This window comes from Pseudoalteromonas xiamenensis (assembly GCF_017638925.1).
Taxonomy (GTDB): Bacteria; Pseudomonadota; Gammaproteobacteria; order Enterobacterales; family Alteromonadaceae; genus Pseudoalteromonas; species Pseudoalteromonas xiamenensis.
In genome coordinates this window covers 2,852,501-2,874,864 of record NZ_CP072133.1, presented here as the reverse complement: position 1 = coordinate 2,874,864, position 22,364 = coordinate 2,852,501, and the positions used below count along the sequence as shown (strand labels likewise).

Here is a 22,364-nt window from a genome sequence, read left to right as displayed (position 1 = left end):
TTTTTAGCCAAGAGGCGAATTCACAATAACAAAATAATACCTCAATTATCCCCCGAAAATCGGTCAAGTTTGACCGCGTAAGCGAGTAAACTTAACCCTTTTCTAACTCGACTTGTTCATACGCATCGAACTCCACGGTTTTGAAGTCTAACCGGAAAGGTGCACCAATGCGCTCTAAACCTTCGTTTACTCGAGAAGCGCGTAATAGGTAATTACCACTCACTTTGAATACGCCTTTCATTGTGACTTGGCCTTCTTTGATGTCGGCAAGTAAGCGAATATCGTCAACCGCCTTTGAGCCATCAACCACACGTTCAACCATCAACATCAGTCGCCCATCGGGTAAACCTTCAGCGGTTGTCTTCATCGAAAATGGTAAATTAATAGGTAGCCAGGTAATGTCACCTAGTCCTTTTTCGACCAATCCTGTATTGGCTTCATCTGAAATTGCAATTTGGCCTAGTGACACCACTTGTATTTGCGGCTTTTCTAGTACAGCCGCCTGCTCTTTTGCAAATAAGCCTGTCGTGTGGTCATATGTGTCATGCAAGTTCGGTCTTGTGTCGTCTATAAGTACATATTCATCGCTTTGTACTTCTGTATCAAAGCTGTAAATTCCTATGACTTTATTGTTTTCAATATGTGCGTAATTAAACATATTCAATGACCTCCCAAACGACATTTACATAACGCTGCTGAATAGGGCTTTTACCACCTGTGTACATTTCAACCAAATTGCGTACAAATATTGTCTTACTGTCAATTAACTCACACCAAATCGACGTAGCCCAACCACCAATAGCATCTGATGAATCATTATCTGTAGCACCATAACTTATAGAGACGGGCATGTTTACAAATGCTTTTTCAGGATTCACTTCTGGTATTGTAATGTAGGCACCAGAGTTACTTGAACCATAGTAAGAACCGCGGAGTACACGCTTGACTCCGCCTCCACTCAAACTACTAATAGCTGTTCCCATTATTGAAGCTCCCATTCTTTGTTATCATTCAAAATAAAGGTAAGTATTGCACCAACATCAAAAGTGATAGATGTATCAAACTGCACGACCCTATCTTTGAAAAAGGCGATTTTGTCTGTTGTTGGATTGTCGACTTCGATTTGCGGTGTTACGGCAAAGCGTTTGGTCACTTTCACAACGCTATCAACGTCGAGGCTTGTTGTAGCAGGCAACTTGATTGTGTTATTGGTGGTTAAGTGGTTTTCACCTAAAGACAAGCTGCCACTTGTAGGTTTGGCTGTTGTATCTTGCAGTGAGTTTTGAATATTACTTGTGTCGATAACTTTGCGCCATGCGTTCCAAGTGTTTGCATCCTTGCCTGTTTGATAAAATTTACCACCTGTATAACTAGTAAATTCACGCACAAAACTAACTACACCAGTACCGTCCACCCACTGCGCTGAAACTGATAATAAACCAAGCTTGTTTGAGCCAGAAACCCAAGGAATGCCTAGACCATCAGTTCCTCCATTCGCGAGACCTGATCTTGTGCCTGTTCCGTAAATATCCCGTGGTAAACCTAATTCATAGATTGTGCCTCTTAGATCGTTTTCAGCGCCAATGCCAAACGAGGAAAGTAAGGGCGGCAAATTCCCCTTATGGTAAACATCAAAGCCTTTATAGGTGAACTTTGAGGCGTTAACTCTAATGCCTTCTATGCCATTCCAAGGATCTTTGCCAGTTCCTAAATATGCGATTGCATCATCAATGCCACCACTACCGGAGTAAACTCCACAACCGCCAACTCTAACTGAGCCATCATGTTTGTAAACATCGACACCAATTGCGTTCGGTGTAGTCTGTAATGTACAGCGCCAAGAATAGCCTTTGGCTGCGTAGACAGCTCCATTAAATGTGCCTGCTCCAACATCACTAGCTGTCGGTTTATTGCCTTCGTGGTAAACTTTCTTGTCATAATTTGCGCCAGCATATATTTCACCTCGCACGCTTATTTTTCTGTCAAAAAAGTAAGCGGGGTTACTTGTGTAAAAATGGCAAAAATCTGGATTTTGTGACCCTATATCAACCCAGCCAGTAGGTGTAGTCACTTTAACAGATAAACCGCCACCAGCGTCCAATACAGTTTGTCCTGAGCTACCCAACACCAGCTTACGTTTAAACTCAAAACCACCATCGTAGGTGTATTTAAGCGCCACTGCATTTTTGTACGAATCGTATACACCAAAGAAACCGTTTTCACGATTTGGTGTCCAGATATAACTGTCTGTGCCTGTGAATTTTAAATCACCTACAATAGATACGTCTTGACCAAACTGCCAATTACCTGCCACATCAACTTGTGGCCAATCTGCACCATAGTTAATAATTAATTTATTTTCTCTTGTAGGGTCGTACCCAACTAGCGCTCGCTTGCCATAGATTAATAAGTCTCGACCTTTAAAGGTAAATGGAGAGCTGGCAAGCCCCCCAAGAGTGGCATGAATCTCATCCGCTGTTGGCTTGTCTTCGGTTGAGTAAAAGCGCTGCCAAGACTTCCAATCCGCACCACATTGCCGTCTAAAATAAACGCGCATCGGTTGCGTATCTAACGATATAAAATACAGCTGCATATTGTAGTTAGAAGCAGAGCTTGGAAGACTTACAAAATAGCCGTTGTTTGGCACTGGTACATTTGCAACTCTGCCTGAAACTGCCGCTGAGACATAACCAAAGAACTGTCCACGATAGTTGTTTAAGTCGCCACTACTTATCAGCACAGCATTAGCAGACTTTGAGCCAAGCCCAAATTGAGCAAGAAAATCTTTGACACCTTTTGGTGTTGCAACTCTTTCAGAACTTGTTCCAGCCAGGCTTTCTTCAACGGTAGCTAGTTGCTTTTTCCTAAGCACTTCGCTTTCGTTAAAATACAACTCGTCATCAACTGCAATACCGTCAAATCTCAGAGAGTCAGCCACCTCTGCGTTCAGCTTTTCACCCGTCTGTGTATTTATGTAATCCAGACCAAAAATGTCGAAATTACTCAATCCGTCAAAAGCAATAGTTTGATGCTCAGCAATATCATAGAAGAAATGCAATCCTCCGTATTTATTGCCTTTGTACATAAATGTACAGAGTTTTACTTCTCTCAAACCTCCTTTAAGTAAAACATTGCCCCGCATACCATCTGAGGCGTATCTTTTCGCTACTGCTATATGCGCTGTTATATCTGGGTGCAGAGAGTTAGAGCGATGACCACGAATAACGCCTTCGCTAAATGAATTGAAATTGGCATATGGACTATTAAGCTGACAGAGTGCAATCACGCTTTTTCTATAAGGACTATTTTGAACTTGACTCGATAAGTCTATGGATTTAGATAAAGCGTGCGTGGTTTTGCTAAGCTTTTCATTTATTGGTAATACAGCTTCGTTGATAGCTTCTTTAATTGCTTTAACATGTGGAACAATTTTAGTACTAGTACCTGCATCAATATCTGATTTAGTGCCAATATCTTTGCTGTCTAGCTGTTTAGACCAGTGATTCTCATAAACAATTTCGGACTCACCAATGACTTCACCGTCTGTTACTTCGGTTACGCTAAAGTATTCAATGTTACCGTCCCATCCGTTTTGGGTATATATATTAGCGTTTGTCGGTGTGGAGTTCATTGTTATAACTTGGTCGTATACTCCATTTGCGGTTCTTAGAGTTAAATCTTGACTTCCAGCAAATGAAGCCGCAAAGCTGCCTGTAGTACCTCCTTGCGCAGAAACTACGACACGATACTTTTTACCCGCTATCAACTTAGCATTTTCAAACCTCACAGCCTTAGTGCCAGTACCAGAGCCGAAGACAGCTTTACCGCCTGTGATAGTGACTCCACCACTTAAAGCAAAGCCAGTCGCACTACTAAAGCTTGCGCTTGGTGATAACTCTACCATTGGAATAACGCGGAAGTTTTTAATAGCACCAATAAAGTCGAAAGACGTTTCGGAAAGCCCAACTCTAAGGCCGTTCAACGATGCTACAAAAACGGAGTCGGTCTTACCCGAACTATTTATATTAACTAACGGGCTAACAGCTCCTGTTGAGTTAACTGTACCAAATACTAGCTCACCTGACGTCCTAGCAACATCACAAACAAGTCTAAAAGTGGTTGCAGTACCTATATAAGTTTGATTAACTCTAATAGCATTAGTACCTGCAGGGTTGTCAAACACTACACTATTATTTTCTACACGTGGGTTTCCAATAACTTCCCAATTACCAGCATAAGTAAACTCTTCATCTTTAACCAAGTTACCAGCAAGATAATCAATAGCATCTGTACGAAGGGGGAAATAGTGGATGCGCTCGCCTTGGCTATTGAATACTTCTAGGTCGTACACCCTTAACGTATACCTGCTGCCAGCATCGTAGCGAGAAGCTATTTTCCCAATCTCTAAAGCAGAGGTTATATCCGCCTCAAACTCGTGTATTAACCCGTCTGTAGGGTATGAAGATATATTGGTTGTTGCAACTTCACCGTCTATCTTAGTGTTTACCGCAGTTCTAAGCTTGCCGTCAGCCCCAAAATAGAAGAAGAACCTGCTAGAGCCTAACTCAGTACCGTCTAGTAAAAACTCAAATTCACTAAGGCGCTCCTTGGGCGCTTCAAACTTAAGCTTAACTTTATACCCAGCTTGTAACACTATCGGACTTTTAAGCTTTATATAGCTATTTGTTCCGTTTTGTTCGATATAGCTGCGCCCAGCAAATGGTGGCGGTGCAATCGCTACGACATCCATTGGATTTTTAACAACGTATTTTTCACCGTTGTATTCGGTTTCAAACGCATGGCCGACTGAGCCTGTTAGGTCTTGCCATTTGGTTGCTATACCTTTGTTGTTAAGTTTGCTATCTAGCACGGTTAGATTTGCTGCATTTTTTTCTATTTCATCTTGCAACAAGGCTAAATCATTCGACAAAGTACGCTTAACCCACTCACGCGAAGCATAAACCATTGAAGGATCAATTTTTTCGGTCACTACTTGCGCCTGTTCAACATCCACAATCGCACGTATACCTAGCTCTGCAGCAGCATTGTCACTGGCATCAGGTTTATAGGTTTCGGGATATTTGATTATGGCAAACGCCTCACCATCACTGGTATAAAAAGCCCCTTCACGTACATAAAAACCACCGACGTCTGCTGGAACAACTGCAAACATTTCTACAAGAGCTGACTCTCCGCTTACAACGTGTAATGAGCTAATTTCATTGCGATATTTAAGGCTAGTTAAATCAGTATGGGATTCACCGATAGTGCCATCCCCCACAGCAAAATGGCTGATTTCTATTTTGCCTTGTTGTGCGATTGCAGCCAGTACTTTCTGACGCCCATTTGCAGTGAGCGTAGTCCAATATTCCGTATGAGACATAAGTAATTCTTCAGTTAAATTAGTGAGATAAAGGGAAAACGGTGATGACGTTAGAACTGCAGCTAATTAAGCTTGCAGGAATCGCAATTGCGCATTGGAGATTGACGGTCAGACTGTAATGCACGGACTTACGTTTTGCGCGGTCAACCAGCGTGCGTACTTCTTTTATCAAGGGCAAATCAATGCCTCGATTGGCCACGTACACATCCACTTTAAATGTGCCTGAGGGTAATTTGGGTTCAAGTTCAAACCACTCGGTAATTTTGGCATCCATGGCAAATGGTTCTAATGCCTTTACGACGGCATATCGAGTTCCCAAATGTTTGTGTTGCTCATAACTTGCTGAAACAATTGCTCGTTGTGTTGATTCATCCCAGTTTTCGTCCCATTCTTTTATTCCTTGGCTCCAGGCTAACCAAGGTAAAAATGCTTTAGGGCAGGTTTCGGCTTTCCATAAGTTCGCTATTTCATCGATTTGAGTCGTTGTGGTTTGATACTCAGGCTGTAAGGCTGCTTGGACACGTTTATTTAGCTGTACAGCTACACCTGTTGAAGGAATTACATGCCACTTCACAGCTGTACCTCAAATTCGATTCCATCAATGTCGTTATCGCAAAGCGCAACTTCATTTTTTTGCACTTCAATATTTTCAAGGGGGCTAATAAGCTCTATTTCTTCCACGCCTGCTTGATGTAAAACCGCAAAAAGTGCTGAACGTTTAATCGCTTTACCCAGTGCGTGGCGTTCTTGCAAGTAGGCCTTTACAGACGATAATACTTGCTGTTTAGCGGCTTCTCGACCAGGCCCGAGTTCTAATTTTACTTTGGCATTGATTGAATAATTTTTTGTTTTCGCCGGAAGAATTTCGACCCAATCGCCGATTGGACGGATTTTTTGAGTTTGCAATAACTCGGAAACCTGTGATTGATTCGCTGAGGTTAAACCAAACGTGACTGCCAGCTTATTGAGCAGCGACTCACTTGGAATCCCATTTTCTGATTCGTTACTTAAGATCGTGAGTTGAATATGACAAGGGGACGGACTTGCAACATGCACGTCTTTAACCCGAGCATCGGCAGACAGAGTATGGTAGGTGTAACTTTCTTCCGTCCCAGCTGTATTCAAGCTGTGATAGGCTTTTTGAGTTCTCACTCTTAGTCGTTGGTCACTTTCTTCTACCAATCGTTGCACACCATAGCGCGCCGCAATATGGTCTAGATCAGCCTGTTGTGCTGTTGCTAATAAATTGGCTTTTGCAACATGATTGATACGACTGCGCAATAACAGGTTCTGGTAGGCAAACGAGTTAATAAGCTGAGTTAAAGGTTCGGACTCAAGCGACAGTGCTTCTGCCAATTCTGCGTGTTGATCAATAAGGTGAGATTTTAAGGTTTGTACTAACGTCTCAAAATCGAGTGTTTCCAGAAGGTCAGGTGCAGGTAATTTTGCTAAATCGAGTAACTGAGTAGACATAGTGATTCCAATCAAGCAGCAAAAAATTGAAGTGGGACAAAAGAGGTTAGGAATAGGTTGGTTAGGGCGGCCCATAAGTCCGCCCTTTCTTTTAAACGTGCTACAGAACAGAGGTTAGGATAGTGTTTACGCCTGTTGCTCGTGCGGTGATTTCAGCATTGACCGTGTCCAATCCCTTCGTTTGATACGGAAATTGCAGTTCGCCAGAGCTGACTTTCGCTTCAAAATGACCAATCGCCATTTGCAAACCGGTTGCAGACGCGCGCATTTCCGCCAAACTTTGCGCCGTGGCAAGTTTATTAATGAAGCCACTTAGTTCATTCAACAGTAAGTGTACCGTGTCAGAAGTGGTGCCAAGTAAGGAGTCGCTGTCTGCGACTGTGTTATAGATTTCGCTACGTAGCGACTGTAAATTACTATTTCTTATGTTTATAGCATGCTGTTCTGCTGAGACTAAATTTGCAATGTTTGCGTCCATGATATTTCCTTATAGTAGCTCTAGTTGCGAATTAATCAGTTCGATTTCACCGTGTTTTAGTAGACGGCCGTTCCCTACTCTAATCGTATCAACACTCAGTGTTAGAAAATATTGAGTTGGAAAAGTTAATCGACAATACACATGATCGTCACTTCCACGGTAAATGTGAGGAGAATGGGACCCACTACAATTTGTATTGACAAGCTTATTGCCATTTTTGTAACAATAGCCTACAAAAACCGAATCAACAGGTTTAGCTTCTCCGTATGCGTATCCTGTAACATCCAAACGAAACATCTCGTTATGTAAACTGAGCTTCAACGGTAATTTTAGATGGATAAATGCACTACCGTGTTGAGCGGTGAAGTAGTTACATACACCAATCGCTCTAGTACCTACTCCACCAGTACCTATAGTTTGAAGCCTTTTCATTGCTTCTTCGACTTCTTGAGCCTGCTTAATAACACGCGCATCAATACTTTGAATTTTATTATCGACAATCGTCGTTAGGTTATTTGATGCATCGATTAAATTGGCAATATCTTGTTCTAGTGCCATTATTTTTCTCCATATATAAAAAAGGCCTGAAATATCAGGCCTGAGTCAAAGTGTTTTTATTATTCTGGTTTTGGATAGGTATTTTTGATGTGCAAGCGAGCATCAAGCCAAGCTTGTTTGGCTGAATTTGCTTCGTTGGAACTATCACCGAATTCGGTTACGGCAGCCATATAATCAAAGAATAGGTAATCACTCTGTGCGCTATAGTCGCTACGGCGCAATTGAGTTACCTCGCCCGCGTCGAACACAACCGCAAAATCGTCAGCCTCAACTCCTGCTTCTTTTGCGATGTGTAGACCATGAGCATGATTTGTAATTCCACCAGCAAAGATTTGGCCTGTCGAAAGTTGTTTTAATACAGCCATGTTAGTTCACTCCTTGAATTGTTGGTCCAACGTGAGAATATGGATGGCCGATACTATCTGCCCAGATCATATTGTTACCGTGATCACCTGTACCTACATAAGGTAAGCAAATGGCCACTTTCATTTTACCCAAGCCTCTGAACAATGGTTGATGACAACCTCCCCAGCCACCACGAGCAGAGTGTTTATATTGCCAGCCTAACTTTTCGTCTCCACCACCAACCGCAATAGCAGCTGAACGATTTTGTGAAGGGTAAAATGTAATGGAGCCTGAGTGTTCAAGCACGTTCACCCAACAACTTGCTTGCGTGAGGAATTCACCTCTGTCCCAACCCACGAACGTATGACATCCTTGGTTTAGAACAAACAGCAAACCTTCATTCGCATTTTGTTTACTTGGTTGGTTTATTTCGACATCAAAGACTAAAACGTTGTAGTTACTTCCATAGAAAAGTTCCCCAACAGCACCTTTGCTGCCAATGCCACGGCGCAGGAATTCCGCGTTTGGTGCGAGTCCAAACTCTTCAAGCTGTGACAGATTCAATTTAGTGACTGTTGCTGTACCTCCTGAACCACCCCAAAAAAAGGTTGACCAAGGTGCCGCATGTGCTTTTAGCACGTCAACAGCGGTTCCCGGCTCTACGTCTTTACAAATCTGCGCAAAATGCTTTGTATCCGACAAGGTGTTTGGTGCGAGTGGAAGTGCTTTTTGAAACTGCGCAATCTTGCTCTCAACAGCTTGCTCTTTTGCTGTCAAGCGACTGTCAATTTCCGCTTTTTTGGCGTTGAGTTCAGCTTGAATACTTTGAATTTTATGATCAACGGTATCGGTCAGGCGATCCGCTGACTTAATTAAATCGGCAATATCTTGTTCTAATGCCATGATTTTCTCCATATATAAAAAACTCAGATACTGCGTTGAGTTTGTGTGTTGTAGACAACAAAAAACCCACCATTTGGTGGGCTTTGTTGCGATGAGAGTAAAACTCAGGCTACTCCTTTATTTCTTTACGAGAGGATATATTCGTTTAACAGAAATAAAGTTTGGTCCGGGTTACTTAAATTACTCTGGTTTTGGGTAAAGCGCTTTTATGCTATGACGTGCTTGCAGCCAAGCTTGTTTAGCGTGTGATGCCTGTTCACTGCTTTCGCCAAACTCAGCGGCGGCTGCGAGGTAATCAAACGCCAACCCATCTGAGCTGGTGTGGTAGGCATAGCTTCTCGCACTTTGACACTGTGTGGTGAACTGTGCTTTTTTTGCATCGGCAATCAGCGCGACGATATCCATCTTTGAGACTCCTAAATCAAGTAAAGTTTTCTCATCCGCTGGCACGTTAATCAATTCACTTTGACCTACTTTTAGTTTTTCAATTAGCATAATATTCCTTAATGATTAAGCCGTTGCAGGTGGCGTATAAGGGTGATTTACATAAGGGATGGTGTTTGCAATAGGCGCTTTACGTTCTGTAAATGGAATAGGTTCAACGAACCAACGCACTGTTGAAGTAGCATTAGGAACGTTATACTCATAAATTGATTTCCGCTCCATCGAGCTGCCATCAAAATAATTAACGTCGCCTTTCCAGTTTTTGGTGATGCGATATTTTAAGCCGCCACCCCTTAAATAAAGACCACTAGAAATATAAGACCAAGGACCGACTGAGCCATCTGCCCCGCCACCATATAAATCTCTATTAGGGTCAACTTTTTCAGCTTTACATTGCATCATAAAATGAACATGGCTTGCCGTGTTCGTATAACGCTCACTAAAACGCTTGATGTTCATAAAGTTAGCATCTCCAGACCATTGGCAAGCATTTCCCTCTAACTCAAGCAATAAAGCAGCTTGATGTACCGAAGAGGTATTCAGCGGTCGTTCCCCAACACCGCCGTTCCAATGATATTCACGAGAGACGGTAAGCTTGCCAACACCATGAGCATTTGCAGGAAATGTCCACCAAACCGGATACAAATAGTCTTTTGAGCCGCCTATAAAAATATCTTGTACATAGCGAGTTTCAGGCAGTGCTTCTTGCAGAAATTTATCTACGTCCTGTTCTTTCTTTGCTACGCGAGCATCAAGTGCCGCCATTTGTTTATCTAAAGCTTGCGCTTTGTTATCAACGACCGCAGTCAATTGATTGGTCGAGGCAATCAGTGCCCCAATATCTTGTTCTAATGCCATGCGTTACTCCTACAATATCCCTTTATCCATCAGTTCAAATTTCTGTTTTAAATGACGATACATATTGCTAATTTGCGCTGCACCGACTTTGGCAAGCTCAGGTGCAATGAGAATATTTAAATCAACACCACTATCTACAATGGTGATTGCATCAGCGGGAACGCCCGTCAATACCAAGTCAAACGCTAAAAGCAAATCGACTTCCGCTGACTTGTACGCAATAGGCTTATCTGGATGTGAATACACAGCAAAAAGCACATCGACCTTTTTACCGTTTTCTTCTTTCTCGATAAAAAAGCCAACTTCGTTTACCCAGAAATTGTGATTAGTGTCGTCAATCACACTCATATGAATTTGAGCATTGCCTTTGTCTTGGCCGCTCGCGACCAACACTTTATGAACTTCTTTTTCTAAGCGTGTACGACTTTGATCTGGCGTGTAGTTGCCAGTACCAAGCCCTACTTTACTAATTTTGGCTTGGAAACCGTTTTTCTGTGCATTAAACACAGCTTCCAATCCCGCCATCGTAATGGTCGGCCTTAAGATGGTGCTCACCGCACAATTCTCCTTAAGTTATGATTTAACCAAAACAAATCATCTCGCCTAACGCATTAACCTATTGTCACAAATGTGCATATTCAATTACGCCACACCAAAGGTTTATTGCTATAGAGTAATGAGTTTTTGGTTTTTAATGGATCTCTTCAGCAACAGGGAATTAGCGAAACGCGTAAGATCAGGCTGCGCTTTGGCGCGGGCGTTGTAATATCCCGTTGGCAGTGAAAAGACAGTTATCTCAGCGTAGAGCTACGCTAAGGTCAGGTATGAAGATAAAAACGACCAACGGAGAAACGTCGGTTCGATAGATGTATTGCTAATGCGGGATTTGCATCCCAGTAGTAACAGCCGCTAGGCAACTTTTGGTCATTACTGAAATAGTAGCGACCGACCTGTTGACGTCGATTATGGAAAACGACAGCAAGCCCAACGTCAGAACGGCTGTAGCTGTTTACTGCTTGGGTTTGCCCGTACTGTCGTTTAACCGCCATACGCTGACTATCGACGACACTAACACCGATGGTCATTTCACTTGCCGCAGCATTAACTGGTTGCGTTTGGTAAGTTAATCGACCTACTTGCATCCCGCTTGACGTCGAGGCCATTTGCACACCTAAATCAAGTTTAGCACCGACTAGGAATTTAAAATGTGCACGCTGTGGCTTGGTTTGATTCGTTACACGAAAAATCGCGTCGTAAACCGATTGACTCAATACCACCGCTTCACTGGTAAAAGGTACGTCATTCGCCCAGGCAATAAACGTGAAGGTATTGGGTTCACCTGAATGATGTGGCGCTAATGCCAATTCTCCGACGTCTTGAAACCACTCGAAAAACTCAACTTTGACCCCTAAAGACGACAACGCGCGCTTTACCGCACCGACTGTGCCTTTATGTTTGTGAATTTCAACCGAACGTGCAATAAGCGCACGTTTGGTCGCAATTGGCCATTTCTCATCCCAATCATCGACAGACAGTGACCACGCGAGCCAAGGCAGCAGTGTTTCTGGGCAAGTTTCAGGATCCCACTGTTTACCAATGTGTTCTGGAATAGTCGGAGTAACAGATAGACGTTCAGGTAAGGTATCAATTGCCTCAATAAATTGATGTTCTAACATCGTGTAGTTACTGGGTAAGAGTTTGGTATGGTCCGTCATTTGCACTATTCCTCTGGATAACTCAATATTGGTTGTCCGCACAAATAAGCTTGTGTGCTCTGTGCCTGGAAATCCTTAGTCGGTGAAATTAACGTTACCTTCCTTACTCCTGGTTGATGTAGTGCATCAATGATCCCGGAATACGGCAGCTCTTTACCCAAACGAAAGTGCTCGCGAATAAAGGTGTCCAATGCTTTGTGTATTGCGAGCTTTACGGGACTCTGTGCTCACCCCAACATTGAAAAATATTCGCGCCTCAATGCTGTAACGAGTCGGCTCAACAAGATGAACAATGACTTTATCCGTCAGTGGACGTATATCTTCATCATTGAGGTGCGCTTCAACCACCCCTTTTACGGCAGGGCCGTTTGAATCCTGTTCAGCAAGCACATGAACATCCACAATACCGGGTTTGGTGGAGTCGACAAAAACATCTTTCACCTGTTTCGATGCACTTAGTGTTTGATATTGATAAGCCCCCATCGTCCCAGCCATACTGTAACTCTCTAACGACAAAGGTATACGCTCTCGATATCTCTCGTCACCCTCTTCGCTTTTACGTGCCACACCAAATAACGCGCCTAAATGATCGAGGTCTTTACCTTGAGCAAATGCCAACATAACAGACCGAGCTGCATCATTTACGCGTTGACGAAGCAAGAGTTCACGATACGCCGTTAACTCGAGCAGTCTATTGACTGGATCGGATGGCAGCGACGTGAAATCTGGTATTTCAGTTTGTAAAGTTTGCTGCATCTGTTCGTAAATTTGCTGATAGTTCAGCGGTTCAATAATGTCAGGCGCAGCCAACCCTGCCAATTCAATAGCATTGTTCAAAATTATCTCCTTATAAGAAGGTAAAGCGAAGTCAAGAAAGGGGGCGATTTACGCTCAACAAGGCATCAAGTTTTTTCTCTATTGAATCAAGCCGTTTTTCAATCCGTTTCTGATCTTCATTGCGAATTTGCTTGATATGATTCAACTCTTGAGTATTCGTAATAATGCGCTTATCAAGGTCGTTGATGTATAAAATCCCTGACACGAGCAACGCAAGTGTGGTTAATACATGGGCTAAATTGAGTTCCTTTTTCATTTGCCACTGATCTGGCTGAGTCACTTAGAAACTCCTTTGATTTTTTCCACGGTACGTAAGCCCGCAAGTCCTAACATACCCAACGTTAATTCCATCATGACATCCAGAGGCAACACCGGCGTACCATGTTCCGGCCACAACCACTGCAAAATTGGATTAATCACGAAAGCAAACAAGAAGCCGAAGCCACAAACCCACATTAAGAAAGGTCTTGCGCCAGCTACAAACACACTCCGATGAGCGGCTTGCACCTTATTAATCTCGGCTTGAATTTGCGCTTGTTTAGCGACCATGCGCGCTTTCAAGGTTTCTTGTTGTAGCATTTCTTCATCGCTTGTAAAAAGCTCATCCAAAATTTTGCCAACCGCCTCGATAGGCGCAACCGTTTGCGCTGAGAAAAAATCCCCCAGCAGACTCATGATTGCCATTCCCCAGACAGCATTTGTTTCGCCAATTCTTGAGACTCGAACTGGCACTTGATTTGCCCATCGACTGTTTAACATTTCAAGCGCCGCTTGCTGGAAATCTCCAGACTCAACGGCTTGGATCATCTTTTTGAATCCGAGTAATCCAGTAATACCAAGATTAAACGCCATATTTACTAAAACAGCTTGCTGTGGTTCGTTGCAATGTTGCAGGCTGATGCGCCTGCGCACCGCCGCCCGCGCATTTTCAATGTCATTGGCTAATAGCTGTTCCGCCTCAAATTCATCGACTCCGGCATCATCTAAGTTTCGGCCAAAGCCAATGGTTAACCTCCCTTCAGTACAGTAATACGGATATCGCCGATATCCTTCATGTTTCTTTAATTGCTCAACTATGTTCATTAGTGACAAGTTACTTCTCCTAGCTTAGTTGTGTCATAAGGGTCCTTTCCGCCTTGTGCAGCCAGTAATCAGCACTTTTCTTGTTTTCAAATCCATACTGGTTTATGGCAAGCGCATAAGGTAATGCCGCGACATATTTCGCGCGTAATGCTTGTATACACTTAGGTTCTAAACGTTGGATTTGAGCTGTGATAGTCGCAATAAACTCAGGTTCATAAATTGAATCGCTGGCATTGTGGCTAGATTGCTTGGGGGATTGAACAAAGGACATATTTTGTTTGTTAAACCCTTTCCCACATTCCCTCAGTTTCCAAAACGTCCCCCAGCGCTTTAATGAGTGACGAATTTCTTTAATTGTTGTCAAAGTTGTTTGCATGAATTTTCCCTATTAGTTCTAAAATATTGAGTGCATAGACATCTTCTACAAGCCCGATAACATCATTCCACTTTGGGCTGTACTCTCTATTTTCCCAGCGCCTTAGTGTTCGTTCTTCAATACCGTAGTGGGCGGCTGATTCTGCTTGCGTCAAACCTCGCAATTGTCTTGCATAACGCAATATTTCGGATCCCATAGGGGTTTTTTTTGGCTCGAAAATTTGCCGTGAAATGAGATGTGACTGCTCCATCATTATTCCTTTGATCAGTACAATATCTTCATTACAACAAGTTGCACATCGTCGAATGAAATCGTTCATTTTTTGGGATTAAAGTAGACTTGAAGAGGAAGAAACTATATTTCCAACTGATTTCGCTTCAATTTTGTACAATTCGTTATATTTGTGAATCTAAAATAGTCAGTGTACGTAATGGTCTATCAGCTCGAAAAGAAACACAAAGGATACGTCCATGCAACTTTTGTGAACAATTACTCTGATAGCTATTCGTTATCATAGCGATATAGTAGTCATTTTCTGATTTGGAAACAGGTCAATAATGACCTATTTTCCTAGACTTTAAGTACAGGTTCATTATCCACCCTAATTGGATCAAAAAACACACAACAAAATCACAAATGTTAAATCAAATCTATTTTTGCTTTACTTATAAACTGCGTGCTTTTTTAACAAATCTTTCTCGCTACGCCATTTTGCTATTACATTGACAACACTTGAGGTCATTCATTTGCGCGCGATTCTGACGGTTAGCCTAGGGTAATACCAAAGGGTGCAACCTTTTCTTAGTCAGTTACATTTCGAGCCGTTGGCATTGTGCCTCAGATAACCAGCGGTGCATTGCGTTGGATACTGTATGCGGAGGGCTATGCTCACTGGTTTATTAGACGGGATATATTCGGTAGGGATTTTGTTAGCCTATTGTAAGTGAAATCGTTTGGCTCGCAGGATGATATTAGGTGGATTACTGTCGTTCTCAGGGGTTGCACTTATTTTTATGCCGAGCTGAATTTGGTCTGCACTTAATAAAAATTTTGCTAAATCCTCTATTTAGTAAGCAACATAATTTTTAGCTCTTTTAAATTGAGTGTGACATTGAATGCCACCTTGTATGTCACTACAATATTAGCAATTTTATTGACTATTTTTATAAGGTTTGGACATGCCATTACCGGATAAGTTTATTTATACGATGCATCGTGTAAGTAAAGTAGTACCTCCTAAACGTACTATTTTAAAAGATATCTCTCTTTCATTTTTCCCAGGCGCTAAAATTGGTGTGCTTGGCCTAAACGGTGCGGGTAAATCAACTTTGCTTCGTATTATGGCGGGTGTGGATCAGGAGTTTGAAGGTGAAGCTCGTGCATTTCCAGACACCAAAATCGGTTACTTACCACAAGAACCTAAGCTAGACGAAAACAAAACGGTTCGTGAAATCGTTGAAGAAGCGGTAAGTGAAGTGAAAAATGCGCTACGTCGTCTAGACGAAGTCTATGCAGAATACGCGATGGAAGATGCCGATTTTGACGCACTAGCGAAAGAACAAGGTCAACTTGAAGCGATTATTCAAGCTCACGATGGTCACAACATCGATAACGTATTAGAGCGTGCTGCCGATGCACTTCGTCTACCAGAGTGGGATACGCCTATCAAAGTGCTATCGGGTGGTGAGCGCCGTCGTGTGGCTATCTGTCGTTTGTTACTTGAAAAACCAGATATGCTACTTCTTGACGAACCGACAAACCACTTAGACGCAGAATCAGTTGCATGGTTAGAGCGCTTCCTACACGATTATGAAGGCACTGTTGTGGCGATTACGCACGACCGTTACTTCTTAGATAACGTTGCAGGTTGGATCCTTGAGCTTGACCGTGGCCACGGTATTCCATGGGAAGGCAACTACTCTTCATGGCTTGAGCAAAAAGACGCTCGTTTGAAGCAAGAAGAGAAAACAGAAAAAGCACGCCAGAAGTCGATTGCTCAGGAACTTGAGTGGGTTCGCTCAAATCCAAAAGGTCGTCAGGCTAAGTCGAAAGCACGTATGGCTCAGTTCTCTGAGTTACAAGCAACTGATTACCAAAAGCGTAATGAAACAAACGAGCTATTCATTCCACCTGGCCCTCGCCTAGGTGACAAAGTCATCGAAGTATCTAACCTGAAGAAGAGCTTTGGTGACCGCGTATTAATCGACAATCTTAACTTTAACGTTCCAAAAGGTGCCATCGTCGGTATTATCGGTGCCAACGGCGCGGGTAAATCAACGTTGTTCCGTATGTTGAGCGGTCAAGAGACACCAGACAGTGGTACGATTGATATCGGTGATACAGTGCAACTTGCAACCGTCGAACAGTTCCGCGATAGCATGAACGACAATGTGACAGTATTCCAAGAAATCTCTGATGGTCTAGACATTCTAAAAATTGGTAACTTTGAAATTCCAAGCCGAGCTTACATCGGCCGCTTTAACTTCAAGGGCACAGATCAACAAAAGTTCGTTAAAGAGCTATCAGGTGGTGAGCGCAATCGTTTACATCTAGCCAAACTTCTTAAAGCGGGCGGTAACGTACTACTACTGGACGAACCAACCAACGACCTAGACGTAGAAACTTTGCGTGCGCTTGAGAACGCGATTTTGGAATTCCCTGGTTGCGTAATGTGTATCTCGCATGACCGTTGGTTCCTTGACCGCATTGCAACGCACATTCTTGACTACCGTGATGAAGGTCAAATCAATTTCTTCGACGGAAACTATACTGAATACGAAGAATGGTTGAAAAAAACTTACGGTGCGAGTGCTGCAGAGCCAAAGCGCATCAAGTATAAAAAAATCGGTTAATCAATACCTTAAAAAGCCCTGTTCAACAGGGCTTTTTTCTATTCTTAGTTTGCAATTCTTACTCAAAAGCAACTATTCTTAGGGAAGGTAAACTTAGGAATAGATTATGGAAGAGCGTAGACGTTTTACACGAGTCATGTTTTCAAATCCTGCCAAGCTTATGACTGCCGGAGGGGATTATCAATGTAAGCTTTTTGACTTGTCTTTAAATGGTGCACTCGTTTCCTTACCCAATGGTTACATTCCTATGAAGGATGAACCAGCAAGTTTGTTGTTCAAACTTGGAGATAGTGACGTCGCCATTTCAATGCAAGTTGAAGTTCGACATATTGAAGCCCTCTATTTAGGTTTACATTGCACGCAAATCGACTTAGAAAGTGTCACGCACCTAAAACGTTTAATTGAATTGAATTTGGGTGATGACGATATTTTGTATCGCGAGTTAGAACAACTCGCAACATCCGAAGAATGATCCCTTATACTGCCTGTTATTGTAGCATAGCGACTTTATTTTCTTGCTTGAGTACAAGAATCGCATTAAAACGCTAAAATACCCTCTTAACGTTCTATCGTAATGTCCATTGGTATTCTTAATATTTTGGAAACAAGCATCTTTGATGTATACAATAACAAATCCAAGCGTTTTTTTATAAAGGAATGAACATGAATGTCTTAGACTCATTACAAGGTTTACTGCCATTTGCACTCTATTTTGGAACTCGGTTACCTACTTACTTTTTCATTTTTGTTCATCTACACCAAGATAACTCCACATTGTGAGTGGACGTTGATGAAGTCGAATAACACCGCTGCTTCTTTAGGTTTTGCAGGAGCATTAATTGGCTTCGTCTTACCGATTTCAAGTGCGGCGGTTAATGCGGTTTCTCTTGTGGACTATATTATCTGGGCTGTGGTTGCAGGCATTATTCAACTCATTGCCTTCTTTTCTGTTCGTTTTTATATGCCGACACTCTCAAACAAAATTGAACAAAATCAGATTAGCGCTGGTGCCTTTTTAGGTGCGGCATCACTCGCATCGGGTATTCTAAACGCGGCATGCATGACATATTGAGATAAACGACATGAAAAGGAGCAAATCAGTAAAGCTAACCCTTATGTTAGGCGCATTTTCCCAACTTAGTGGGTGTATAGATCCAGAGGAAAAGGCCCTTATCTTCAATAACGTTGATGATTGCACATCATTTGGTGTTGAAGAATCCGCCTGTGTATCTCAATACCAAGAAGCGCTAGCTAATCATGAAATCGAAAGCCCTAAATATAATTCAGCACAGTTGTGTGAAAATGATTTTGGCTTTAACCAATGTGAAAATAAGGGATCGATTTGGCAGCCGATCATGGCTGGTTTTATGCTTGCAGCAGTGGCTCAAGCCGTTGATGAGGGTCTTGATTACTATAAAAAGAAAAAACGTAAACAAGCTTTTTTATAACGGGGCTTATTTTGGTAAATCTCGTCCTCTTTATCGTTCGAGAGATGATTATTTTAGTTTTAGAAATGCCAACAATAGTTTTGTATCCAGTGTAAGTAATCGCGGTACTGTCATGGTGAAGAAGTCAACAACAAGTGAACCTGTTGCAGCCAAACGCGTCACCACAAAACGAGGGGGATTTGGACGGAGCGCCTCGTCAAGAAGCAGCTGGGGTGGTTAGTGTTTCGCGTTCCATGCAATGAACGACAAGACTTAAAAGACCAAGCTGAATTTTATGGGTTCGACTTTTACCGCATAGATAATGATGTCTACTGGGATGAAACCGCTTACTATCAACTTTCCTTGAAGCAGGTAGAAACACACTTGGAAGACCCAAGTAACGAGACTCGAACAAATGTGTTTAGACCTAGTAGATAGGATTGTAAAAGATGACTACTGGCTGAAAAAGTTTTGTATTCCTGAATCATCGTGGCAGTGGATTGCGGATAGCTGGCACAACAATGAGTTAAGCCTATATGGCCGCTTTGACTTTAGTTATAACGGAAACTCGCCGGCAAAGCTCCTAGAGTACAATGCTGACACACCCACTTCACTCTATGAAGCTTCCTTTTTTCAATGGCAATGGTTAGAACAACAAGTAGATAGAGGCGTATTACCAAGATCAGCCGATCAATTCAACAGTATCCAAGAACGACTCATTAGACGTTTTGCAAATTTTAAGAAAAATAACACACTCCATTTGGCTTATTGCCGTGACTCGATTGAAGACAAAGGTACGGCAATGTACCTTCAGGATTGTGCATTCCAAGCTGGCTATTCAACAATTCTTCTTCCTATTGAAAGTATTGGAATTGATGATAGCGGACAATTAACCGATTTGGACGATAATCAGATTGAGTTACTTTTTAAGCTCTATCCATGGGAACAGTTATTCGAAGACGAATTTTCTTGTCACCTAACCACAACTAAAACAACGTTTATAGAGCCTCCATGGAAAGCTATACTCTCAAACAAAGCTATTCTTCCACTCCTGTGGCAGCTTCATCCAAATCACCCTAACCTCCTCCCTGCGTATTTTTCAGGTGAAGAAAAAGGTGGACTTGAAGAGGGCTTTGTTAGTAAGCCGCTTTTTGGTCGTGAAGGTAGTAATATTACTTGGTTTCATCCAAGCAAAGGCCGAATTCATCAAAGTGGCAGCTACGGTAAAGAAGGATACATTACCCAAGCGTTAGCACCTCTTCCTCAATTTAATAACAATTCAACATTGCTTGGCGTGTGGATGGTTGCACATGAAGCATGCGGGTTAACAATCCGAGAAGACAATTCGCCAATCACAAAAGATACCGCAAGATTCGTCCCTCACATTATTGCTTAAGTAGGTGCTGATTACTGGATAGACTTACCCCGCTTATTTTTTCAACTAGGCAATGTACAAAAACCATATCTATGATTTTGCGAAAACTATGAGATTAATTTGGGTTTTGGATATGTTTCGGAGCGCATAAAGCAAAAAAGCCCGACGCTTTCGGATCGGGCTTTCTTTAATTAAGAGTCGGGGGCGCCTAATCCGGCGATGGTCGGGGACGCCTAGTCGGGGACGTATTCCAACACCGAACTTGGTTTGTTGGGCGTTGTTTGTTGAGTTGGTTTGAGTTTTTAAAAACACATAAAGCAAAAAAGCCCGACTCTTTCGGATCGGGCTTTCTTTAATTAGAGCCTGGCGATGGTCCGGCTGCGCTTCGCTTGCGTTCCTCGGACTGCGAAGATTATCAATCTTCGGTTCCTCGTCACCCTACTTTCACATGATTGCTGCCACACTATCATCGGCCGGGGCTGGCCTTCCAGCTGTTGCGTTTCACTTCTGAGTTCGGCATTGGGATAGAGCTGACTACCCAGTCTGGTATAACAGTAATGCAATTTAACGCCAAAATGCAAAAAAGCCCGACTCTTTCGAATCGGGCTTTCTTTAATTAGAGCCTGGCGATGGTCCGGCTGCGCTTCGCTTGCGTTCCTCGGACTGCGAAGATTATCAATCTTCGGTTCCTCGTCACCCTACTTTCACATGATTGCTGCCACACTATCATCGGCCGGGGCTGGCCTTCCAGCTGTTGTGTTTCACTTCTGAGTTCGGCATAGGGATAGAGCTGACTACCCAGTCTGGTATAACAGTAATGCAATTTAACGCCAAAATGCAAAAAAGCCCGACTCTTTCGAATCGGGCTTTCTTTAATTAAGAGCCTGGCGATGTCCTACTTTCACATGGCAGCTGCCACACTATCATCGGCGCTGTTGCGTTTCACTTCTGAGTTCGGCATGGGGTCAGGTGGGTCCACAACGCTATTGTCACCAAGCATAAGCTGGTCGTCTACTCGCTACCGCAAGTAAACTAAATCTGGAATTCTGATATTAATGTCTTTTACTTCGTCGTTGTCTACTTTAGTCAATACTTAACTTCTAACAACTTAAACCACTTTGGCGTTGTATGGTTAAGCCTCACGGGTAATTAGTACAGGTTAGCTTCACGCCTCACAGCGCTTCCACACCCTGCCTATCAACGTTGTAGTCTCCAACGGCCCTTTAGTGGAGTTAAACTCCAAGTGAGAACTCATCTCGAGGCTCGCTTCCCGCTTAGATGCTTTCAGCGGTTATCGATTCCGAACGTAGCTACCGGGCAATGCCATTGGCATGACAACCCGAACACCAGCGGTTCGTCCACTCCGGTCCTCTCGTACTAGGAGCAGCCCCTCTCAATTCTCAAACGCCCACGGCAGATAGGGACCGAACTGTCTCACGACGTTCTAAACCCAGCTCGCGTACCACTTTAAATGGCGAACAGCCATACCCTTGGGACCGACTTCAGCCCCAGGATGTGATGAGCCGACATCGAGGTGCCAAACACCGCCGTCGATATGAACTCTTGGGCGGTATCAGCCTGTTATCCCCGGAGTACCTTTTATCCGTTGAGCGATGGCCCTTCCATTCAGAACCACCGGATCACTATGACCTACTTTCGTACCTGCTCGACGTGTCTGTCTCGCAGTTAAGCTTGCTTCTACCATTACACTAACCGAGCGATGTCCGACCGCTCTTAGCAAACCTTCGTGCTCCTCCGTTACTCTTTGGGAGGAGACCGCCCCAGTCAAACTACCCACCAGGCACTGTCCGTAACCCCGATTAGGGGCCAACGTTAGAACATCAAACATACAAGGGTGGTATTTCAAGGACGGCTCCACAAGAACTAGCGTTCTTGCTTCAAAGCCTCCCACCTATCCTACACATGTAGGTTCAATGTTCAGTGCCAAGCTATAGTAAAGGTTCACGGGGTCTTTCCGTCTAGCCGCGGGTACACAGCATCTTCACTGCGATTTCAATTTCACTGAGTCTCGGGTGGAGACAGCGTAGCCATGATTACGCCATTCGTGCAGGTCGGAACTTACCCGACAAGGAATTTCGCTACCTTAGGACCGTTATAGTTACGGCCGCCGTTTACCGGGGCTTCGATCAAGAGCTTCGTCCGAAGACTAACCCCATCAATTAACCTTCCGGCACCGGGCAGGCGTCACACCGTATACGTCATCTTACGATTTTGCACAGTGCTGTGTTTTTAATAA

The 22,364-nt window shown here is 43.2% G+C and carries 25 protein-coding genes and 2 rRNA genes (1 of these 27 cut by a window edge); 7 read left to right on the top strand and 20 right to left on the bottom strand.

The features are described 5' to 3' along the window. Positions 1-91: 91 nt before the first annotated feature. From J5O05_RS13795 to J5O05_RS13705, 18 genes are all read right to left on the bottom strand, one after another. On the bottom strand, positions 92-658 hold the full coding sequence (locus J5O05_RS13795; RefSeq protein ID WP_208842578.1) for a hypothetical protein: 567 nt from the start codon (positions 656-658) through the stop codon (positions 92-94). Next, a complete protein-coding gene (locus tag J5O05_RS13790; protein ID WP_208842576.1) occupies positions 651-983 on the bottom strand; it encodes a hypothetical protein in 333 nt (110 codons plus the stop codon). Before J5O05_RS13790 ends, J5O05_RS13795 begins: the two co-directional genes overlap by 8 nt. Next, entirely contained in the window at positions 983-5,383 is a 4,401-nt protein-coding gene (locus J5O05_RS13785; protein WP_208842574.1) for a phage tail-collar fiber domain-containing protein, read from the bottom strand. The genes J5O05_RS13790 and J5O05_RS13785 overlap by 1 nt, the downstream gene beginning before the upstream one ends. Positions 5,384-5,402: 19 nt before the next feature. Then, positions 5,403-5,957: a phage tail protein I gene (locus J5O05_RS13780; RefSeq protein WP_208842572.1), complete on the bottom strand. Its 555-nt coding sequence runs from the start codon at positions 5,955-5,957 to the stop codon at positions 5,403-5,405. Further along, positions 5,954-6,856: a baseplate assembly protein gene (locus J5O05_RS13775; RefSeq protein WP_208842570.1), complete on the bottom strand. Its 903-nt coding sequence runs from the start codon at positions 6,854-6,856 to the stop codon at positions 5,954-5,956. The genes J5O05_RS13780 and J5O05_RS13775 overlap by 4 nt, the downstream gene beginning before the upstream one ends. 100 nt (positions 6,857-6,956) lie before the next feature. Continuing rightward, the gene (locus tag J5O05_RS13770) at positions 6,957-7,334 is read right to left on the bottom strand and encodes a hypothetical protein (protein WP_208842568.1); all 378 of its coding nucleotides are present in this window, start codon (positions 7,332-7,334) and stop codon (positions 6,957-6,959) included. 9 nt (positions 7,335-7,343) lie between these two features. After that, the gene (locus tag J5O05_RS13765; protein ID WP_208844564.1) at positions 7,344-7,892 is read right to left on the bottom strand and encodes a hypothetical protein; all 549 of its coding nucleotides are present in this window, start codon (positions 7,890-7,892) and stop codon (positions 7,344-7,346) included. Between the two features lie 59 nt (positions 7,893-7,951). Next, a complete protein-coding gene (locus tag J5O05_RS13760) occupies positions 7,952-8,257 on the bottom strand; it encodes a hypothetical protein (RefSeq protein WP_208842566.1) in 306 nt (101 codons plus the stop codon). 1 nt (position 8,258) lies between these two features. Next, a complete protein-coding gene (locus tag J5O05_RS13755) occupies positions 8,259-9,140 on the bottom strand; it encodes an MlaD family protein (protein ID WP_208842564.1) in 882 nt (293 codons plus the stop codon). A gap of 180 nt (positions 9,141-9,320) precedes the next feature. Further along, complete coding sequence (locus tag J5O05_RS13750) at positions 9,321-9,635, bottom strand: hypothetical protein (RefSeq protein WP_208842562.1); 315 nt, start codon at positions 9,633-9,635, stop codon at positions 9,321-9,323. Positions 9,636-9,650: 15 nt separating this feature from the next. Then, positions 9,651-10,442 (bottom strand): phage tail protein, encoded by a 792-nt coding sequence (locus tag J5O05_RS13745; RefSeq protein WP_208842560.1) that lies wholly within the window; start codon positions 10,440-10,442, stop codon positions 9,651-9,653. A gap of 9 nt (positions 10,443-10,451) precedes the next feature. Then, entirely contained in the window at positions 10,452-10,997 is a 546-nt protein-coding gene (locus tag J5O05_RS13740; protein ID WP_244369635.1) for a phage tail-collar fiber domain-containing protein, read from the bottom strand. A gap of 263 nt (positions 10,998-11,260) precedes the next feature. Next, positions 11,261-12,157, bottom strand: a complete 897-nt coding sequence (locus J5O05_RS13735) for a phage tail protein I (protein WP_208842558.1) — start codon at positions 12,155-12,157, stop codon at positions 11,261-11,263. Between the two features lie 153 nt (positions 12,158-12,310). Then, a complete protein-coding gene (locus J5O05_RS13730; protein WP_244369633.1) occupies positions 12,311-12,994 on the bottom strand; it encodes a baseplate assembly protein in 684 nt (227 codons plus the stop codon). Positions 12,995-13,025: 31 nt separating this feature from the next. Beyond that, on the bottom strand, positions 13,026-13,274 hold the full coding sequence (locus tag J5O05_RS13725; RefSeq protein WP_208842557.1) for a hypothetical protein: 249 nt from the start codon (positions 13,272-13,274) through the stop codon (positions 13,026-13,028). Further along, positions 13,271-14,077 (bottom strand): 3TM-type holin, encoded by an 807-nt coding sequence (locus J5O05_RS21950; protein WP_244370005.1) that lies wholly within the window; start codon positions 14,075-14,077, stop codon positions 13,271-13,273. The genes J5O05_RS13725 and J5O05_RS21950 overlap by 4 nt, the downstream gene beginning before the upstream one ends. Positions 14,078-14,096: 19 nt before the next feature. Next, complete coding sequence (locus tag J5O05_RS13710) at positions 14,097-14,453, bottom strand: hypothetical protein (RefSeq protein WP_208842553.1); 357 nt, start codon at positions 14,451-14,453, stop codon at positions 14,097-14,099. Then, positions 14,428-14,703 (bottom strand): helix-turn-helix domain-containing protein, encoded by a 276-nt coding sequence (locus J5O05_RS13705; protein WP_208844532.1) that lies wholly within the window; start codon positions 14,701-14,703, stop codon positions 14,428-14,430. Before J5O05_RS13705 ends, J5O05_RS13710 begins: the two co-directional genes overlap by 26 nt. Before the next feature lie 928 nt (positions 14,704-15,631). Here J5O05_RS13705 and ettA point away from each other — a divergent pair. From ettA to J5O05_RS13680, 7 genes are all read left to right on the top strand, one after another. Next, on the top strand, positions 15,632-17,305 hold the full coding sequence (gene ettA, locus J5O05_RS13700) for an energy-dependent translational throttle protein EttA (protein WP_208842552.1): 1,674 nt from the start codon (positions 15,632-15,634) through the stop codon (positions 17,303-17,305). Between the two features lie 106 nt (positions 17,306-17,411). Beyond that, positions 17,412-17,777, top strand: a complete 366-nt coding sequence (locus J5O05_RS13695) for a PilZ domain-containing protein (RefSeq protein ID WP_208842550.1) — start codon at positions 17,412-17,414, stop codon at positions 17,775-17,777. 273 nt (positions 17,778-18,050) lie between these two features. Next, positions 18,051-18,377: a DUF350 domain-containing protein gene (locus J5O05_RS13690; protein WP_244370002.1), complete on the top strand. Its 327-nt coding sequence runs from the start codon at positions 18,051-18,053 to the stop codon at positions 18,375-18,377. Positions 18,378-18,420: 43 nt separating this feature from the next. Continuing rightward, entirely contained in the window at positions 18,421-18,753 is a 333-nt protein-coding gene (locus J5O05_RS22515; RefSeq protein WP_280117697.1) for a DUF1190 domain-containing protein, read from the top strand. Next, a complete protein-coding gene (locus tag J5O05_RS22510) occupies positions 18,701-18,973 on the top strand; it encodes a DUF1190 domain-containing protein (protein WP_280117650.1) in 273 nt (90 codons plus the stop codon). Before J5O05_RS22515 ends, J5O05_RS22510 begins: the two co-directional genes overlap by 53 nt. Continuing rightward, positions 18,973-19,170, top strand: a complete 198-nt coding sequence (locus tag J5O05_RS22745; protein ID WP_341874693.1) for a glutathionylspermidine synthase family protein — start codon at positions 18,973-18,975, stop codon at positions 19,168-19,170. The genes J5O05_RS22510 and J5O05_RS22745 overlap by 1 nt, the downstream gene beginning before the upstream one ends. Beyond that, positions 19,148-20,128 carry a glutathionylspermidine synthase family protein gene (locus tag J5O05_RS13680; protein WP_341874692.1) on the top strand — a complete coding sequence of 327 codons (981 nt, stop codon included), beginning with the start codon at positions 19,148-19,150 and terminating at the stop codon, positions 20,126-20,128. The genes J5O05_RS22745 and J5O05_RS13680 overlap by 23 nt, the downstream gene beginning before the upstream one ends. An 861-nt stretch (positions 20,129-20,989) precedes the next feature. On the opposite strand, the gene rrf is transcribed toward J5O05_RS13680, so the two are convergent. Further along, positions 20,990-21,104: ribosomal RNA gene (gene rrf, locus J5O05_RS13675) — 5S ribosomal RNA — on the bottom strand. A gap of 131 nt (positions 21,105-21,235) precedes the next feature. Further along, positions 21,236-22,364 (bottom strand): 23S ribosomal RNA (locus J5O05_RS13670) (it continues 1,757 nt past the right edge of the window).

Coding starts and splice junctions, on each gene's coding strand:
- J5O05_RS13750 (WP_208842562.1), bottom strand. CDS start 9,635: ATGCTAATTGAAAAACTAAAAGTAGGTCAAAGTGAATTGATTAACGTG.
- J5O05_RS13795 (WP_208842578.1), bottom strand. CDS start 658: ATGTTTAATTACGCACATATTGAAAACAATAAAGTCATAGGAATTTAC.
- J5O05_RS13745 (WP_208842560.1), bottom strand. CDS start 10,442: ATGGCATTAGAACAAGATATTGGGGCACTGATTGCCTCGACCAATCAA.
- J5O05_RS13755 (WP_208842564.1), bottom strand. CDS start 9,140: ATGGCATTAGAACAAGATATTGCCGATTTAATTAAGTCAGCGGATCGC.
- J5O05_RS13785 (WP_208842574.1), bottom strand. CDS start 5,383: ATGTCTCATACGGAATATTGGACTACGCTCACTGCAAATGGGCGTCAG.
- J5O05_RS22510 (WP_280117650.1), top strand. CDS start 18,701: ATGAGGGTCTTGATTACTATAAAAAGAAAAAACGTAAACAAGCTTTTT.
- J5O05_RS13735 (WP_208842558.1), bottom strand. CDS start 12,157: ATGACGGACCATACCAAACTCTTACCCAGTAACTACACGATGTTAGAA.
- J5O05_RS13680 (WP_341874692.1), top strand. CDS start 19,148: ATGTGTTTAGACCTAGTAGATAGGATTGTAAAAGATGACTACTGGCTG.
- J5O05_RS13775 (WP_208842570.1), bottom strand. CDS start 6,856: ATGTCTACTCAGTTACTCGATTTAGCAAAATTACCTGCACCTGACCTT.
- J5O05_RS13710 (WP_208842553.1), bottom strand. CDS start 14,453: ATGCAAACAACTTTGACAACAATTAAAGAAATTCGTCACTCATTAAAG.
- J5O05_RS13695 (WP_208842550.1), top strand. CDS start 17,412: ATGGAAGAGCGTAGACGTTTTACACGAGTCATGTTTTCAAATCCTGCC.
- J5O05_RS21950 (WP_244370005.1), bottom strand. CDS start 14,077: ATGAACATAGTTGAGCAATTAAAGAAACATGAAGGATATCGGCGATAT.
- J5O05_RS13765 (WP_208844564.1), bottom strand. CDS start 7,892: ATGGCACTAGAACAAGATATTGCCAATTTAATCGATGCATCAAATAAC.
- ettA (WP_208842552.1), top strand. CDS start 15,632: ATGCCATTACCGGATAAGTTTATTTATACGATGCATCGTGTAAGTAAA.
- J5O05_RS13705 (WP_208844532.1), bottom strand. CDS start 14,703: ATGGAGCAGTCACATCTCATTTCACGGCAAATTTTCGAGCCAAAAAAA.
- J5O05_RS13790 (WP_208842576.1), bottom strand. CDS start 983: ATGGGAACAGCTATTAGTAGTTTGAGTGGAGGCGGAGTCAAGCGTGTA.
- J5O05_RS22515 (WP_280117697.1), top strand. CDS start 18,421: ATGTTAGGCGCATTTTCCCAACTTAGTGGGTGTATAGATCCAGAGGAA.
- J5O05_RS13770 (WP_208842568.1), bottom strand. CDS start 7,334: ATGGACGCAAACATTGCAAATTTAGTCTCAGCAGAACAGCATGCTATA.
- J5O05_RS13760 (WP_208842566.1), bottom strand. CDS start 8,257: ATGGCTGTATTAAAACAACTTTCGACAGGCCAAATCTTTGCTGGTGGA.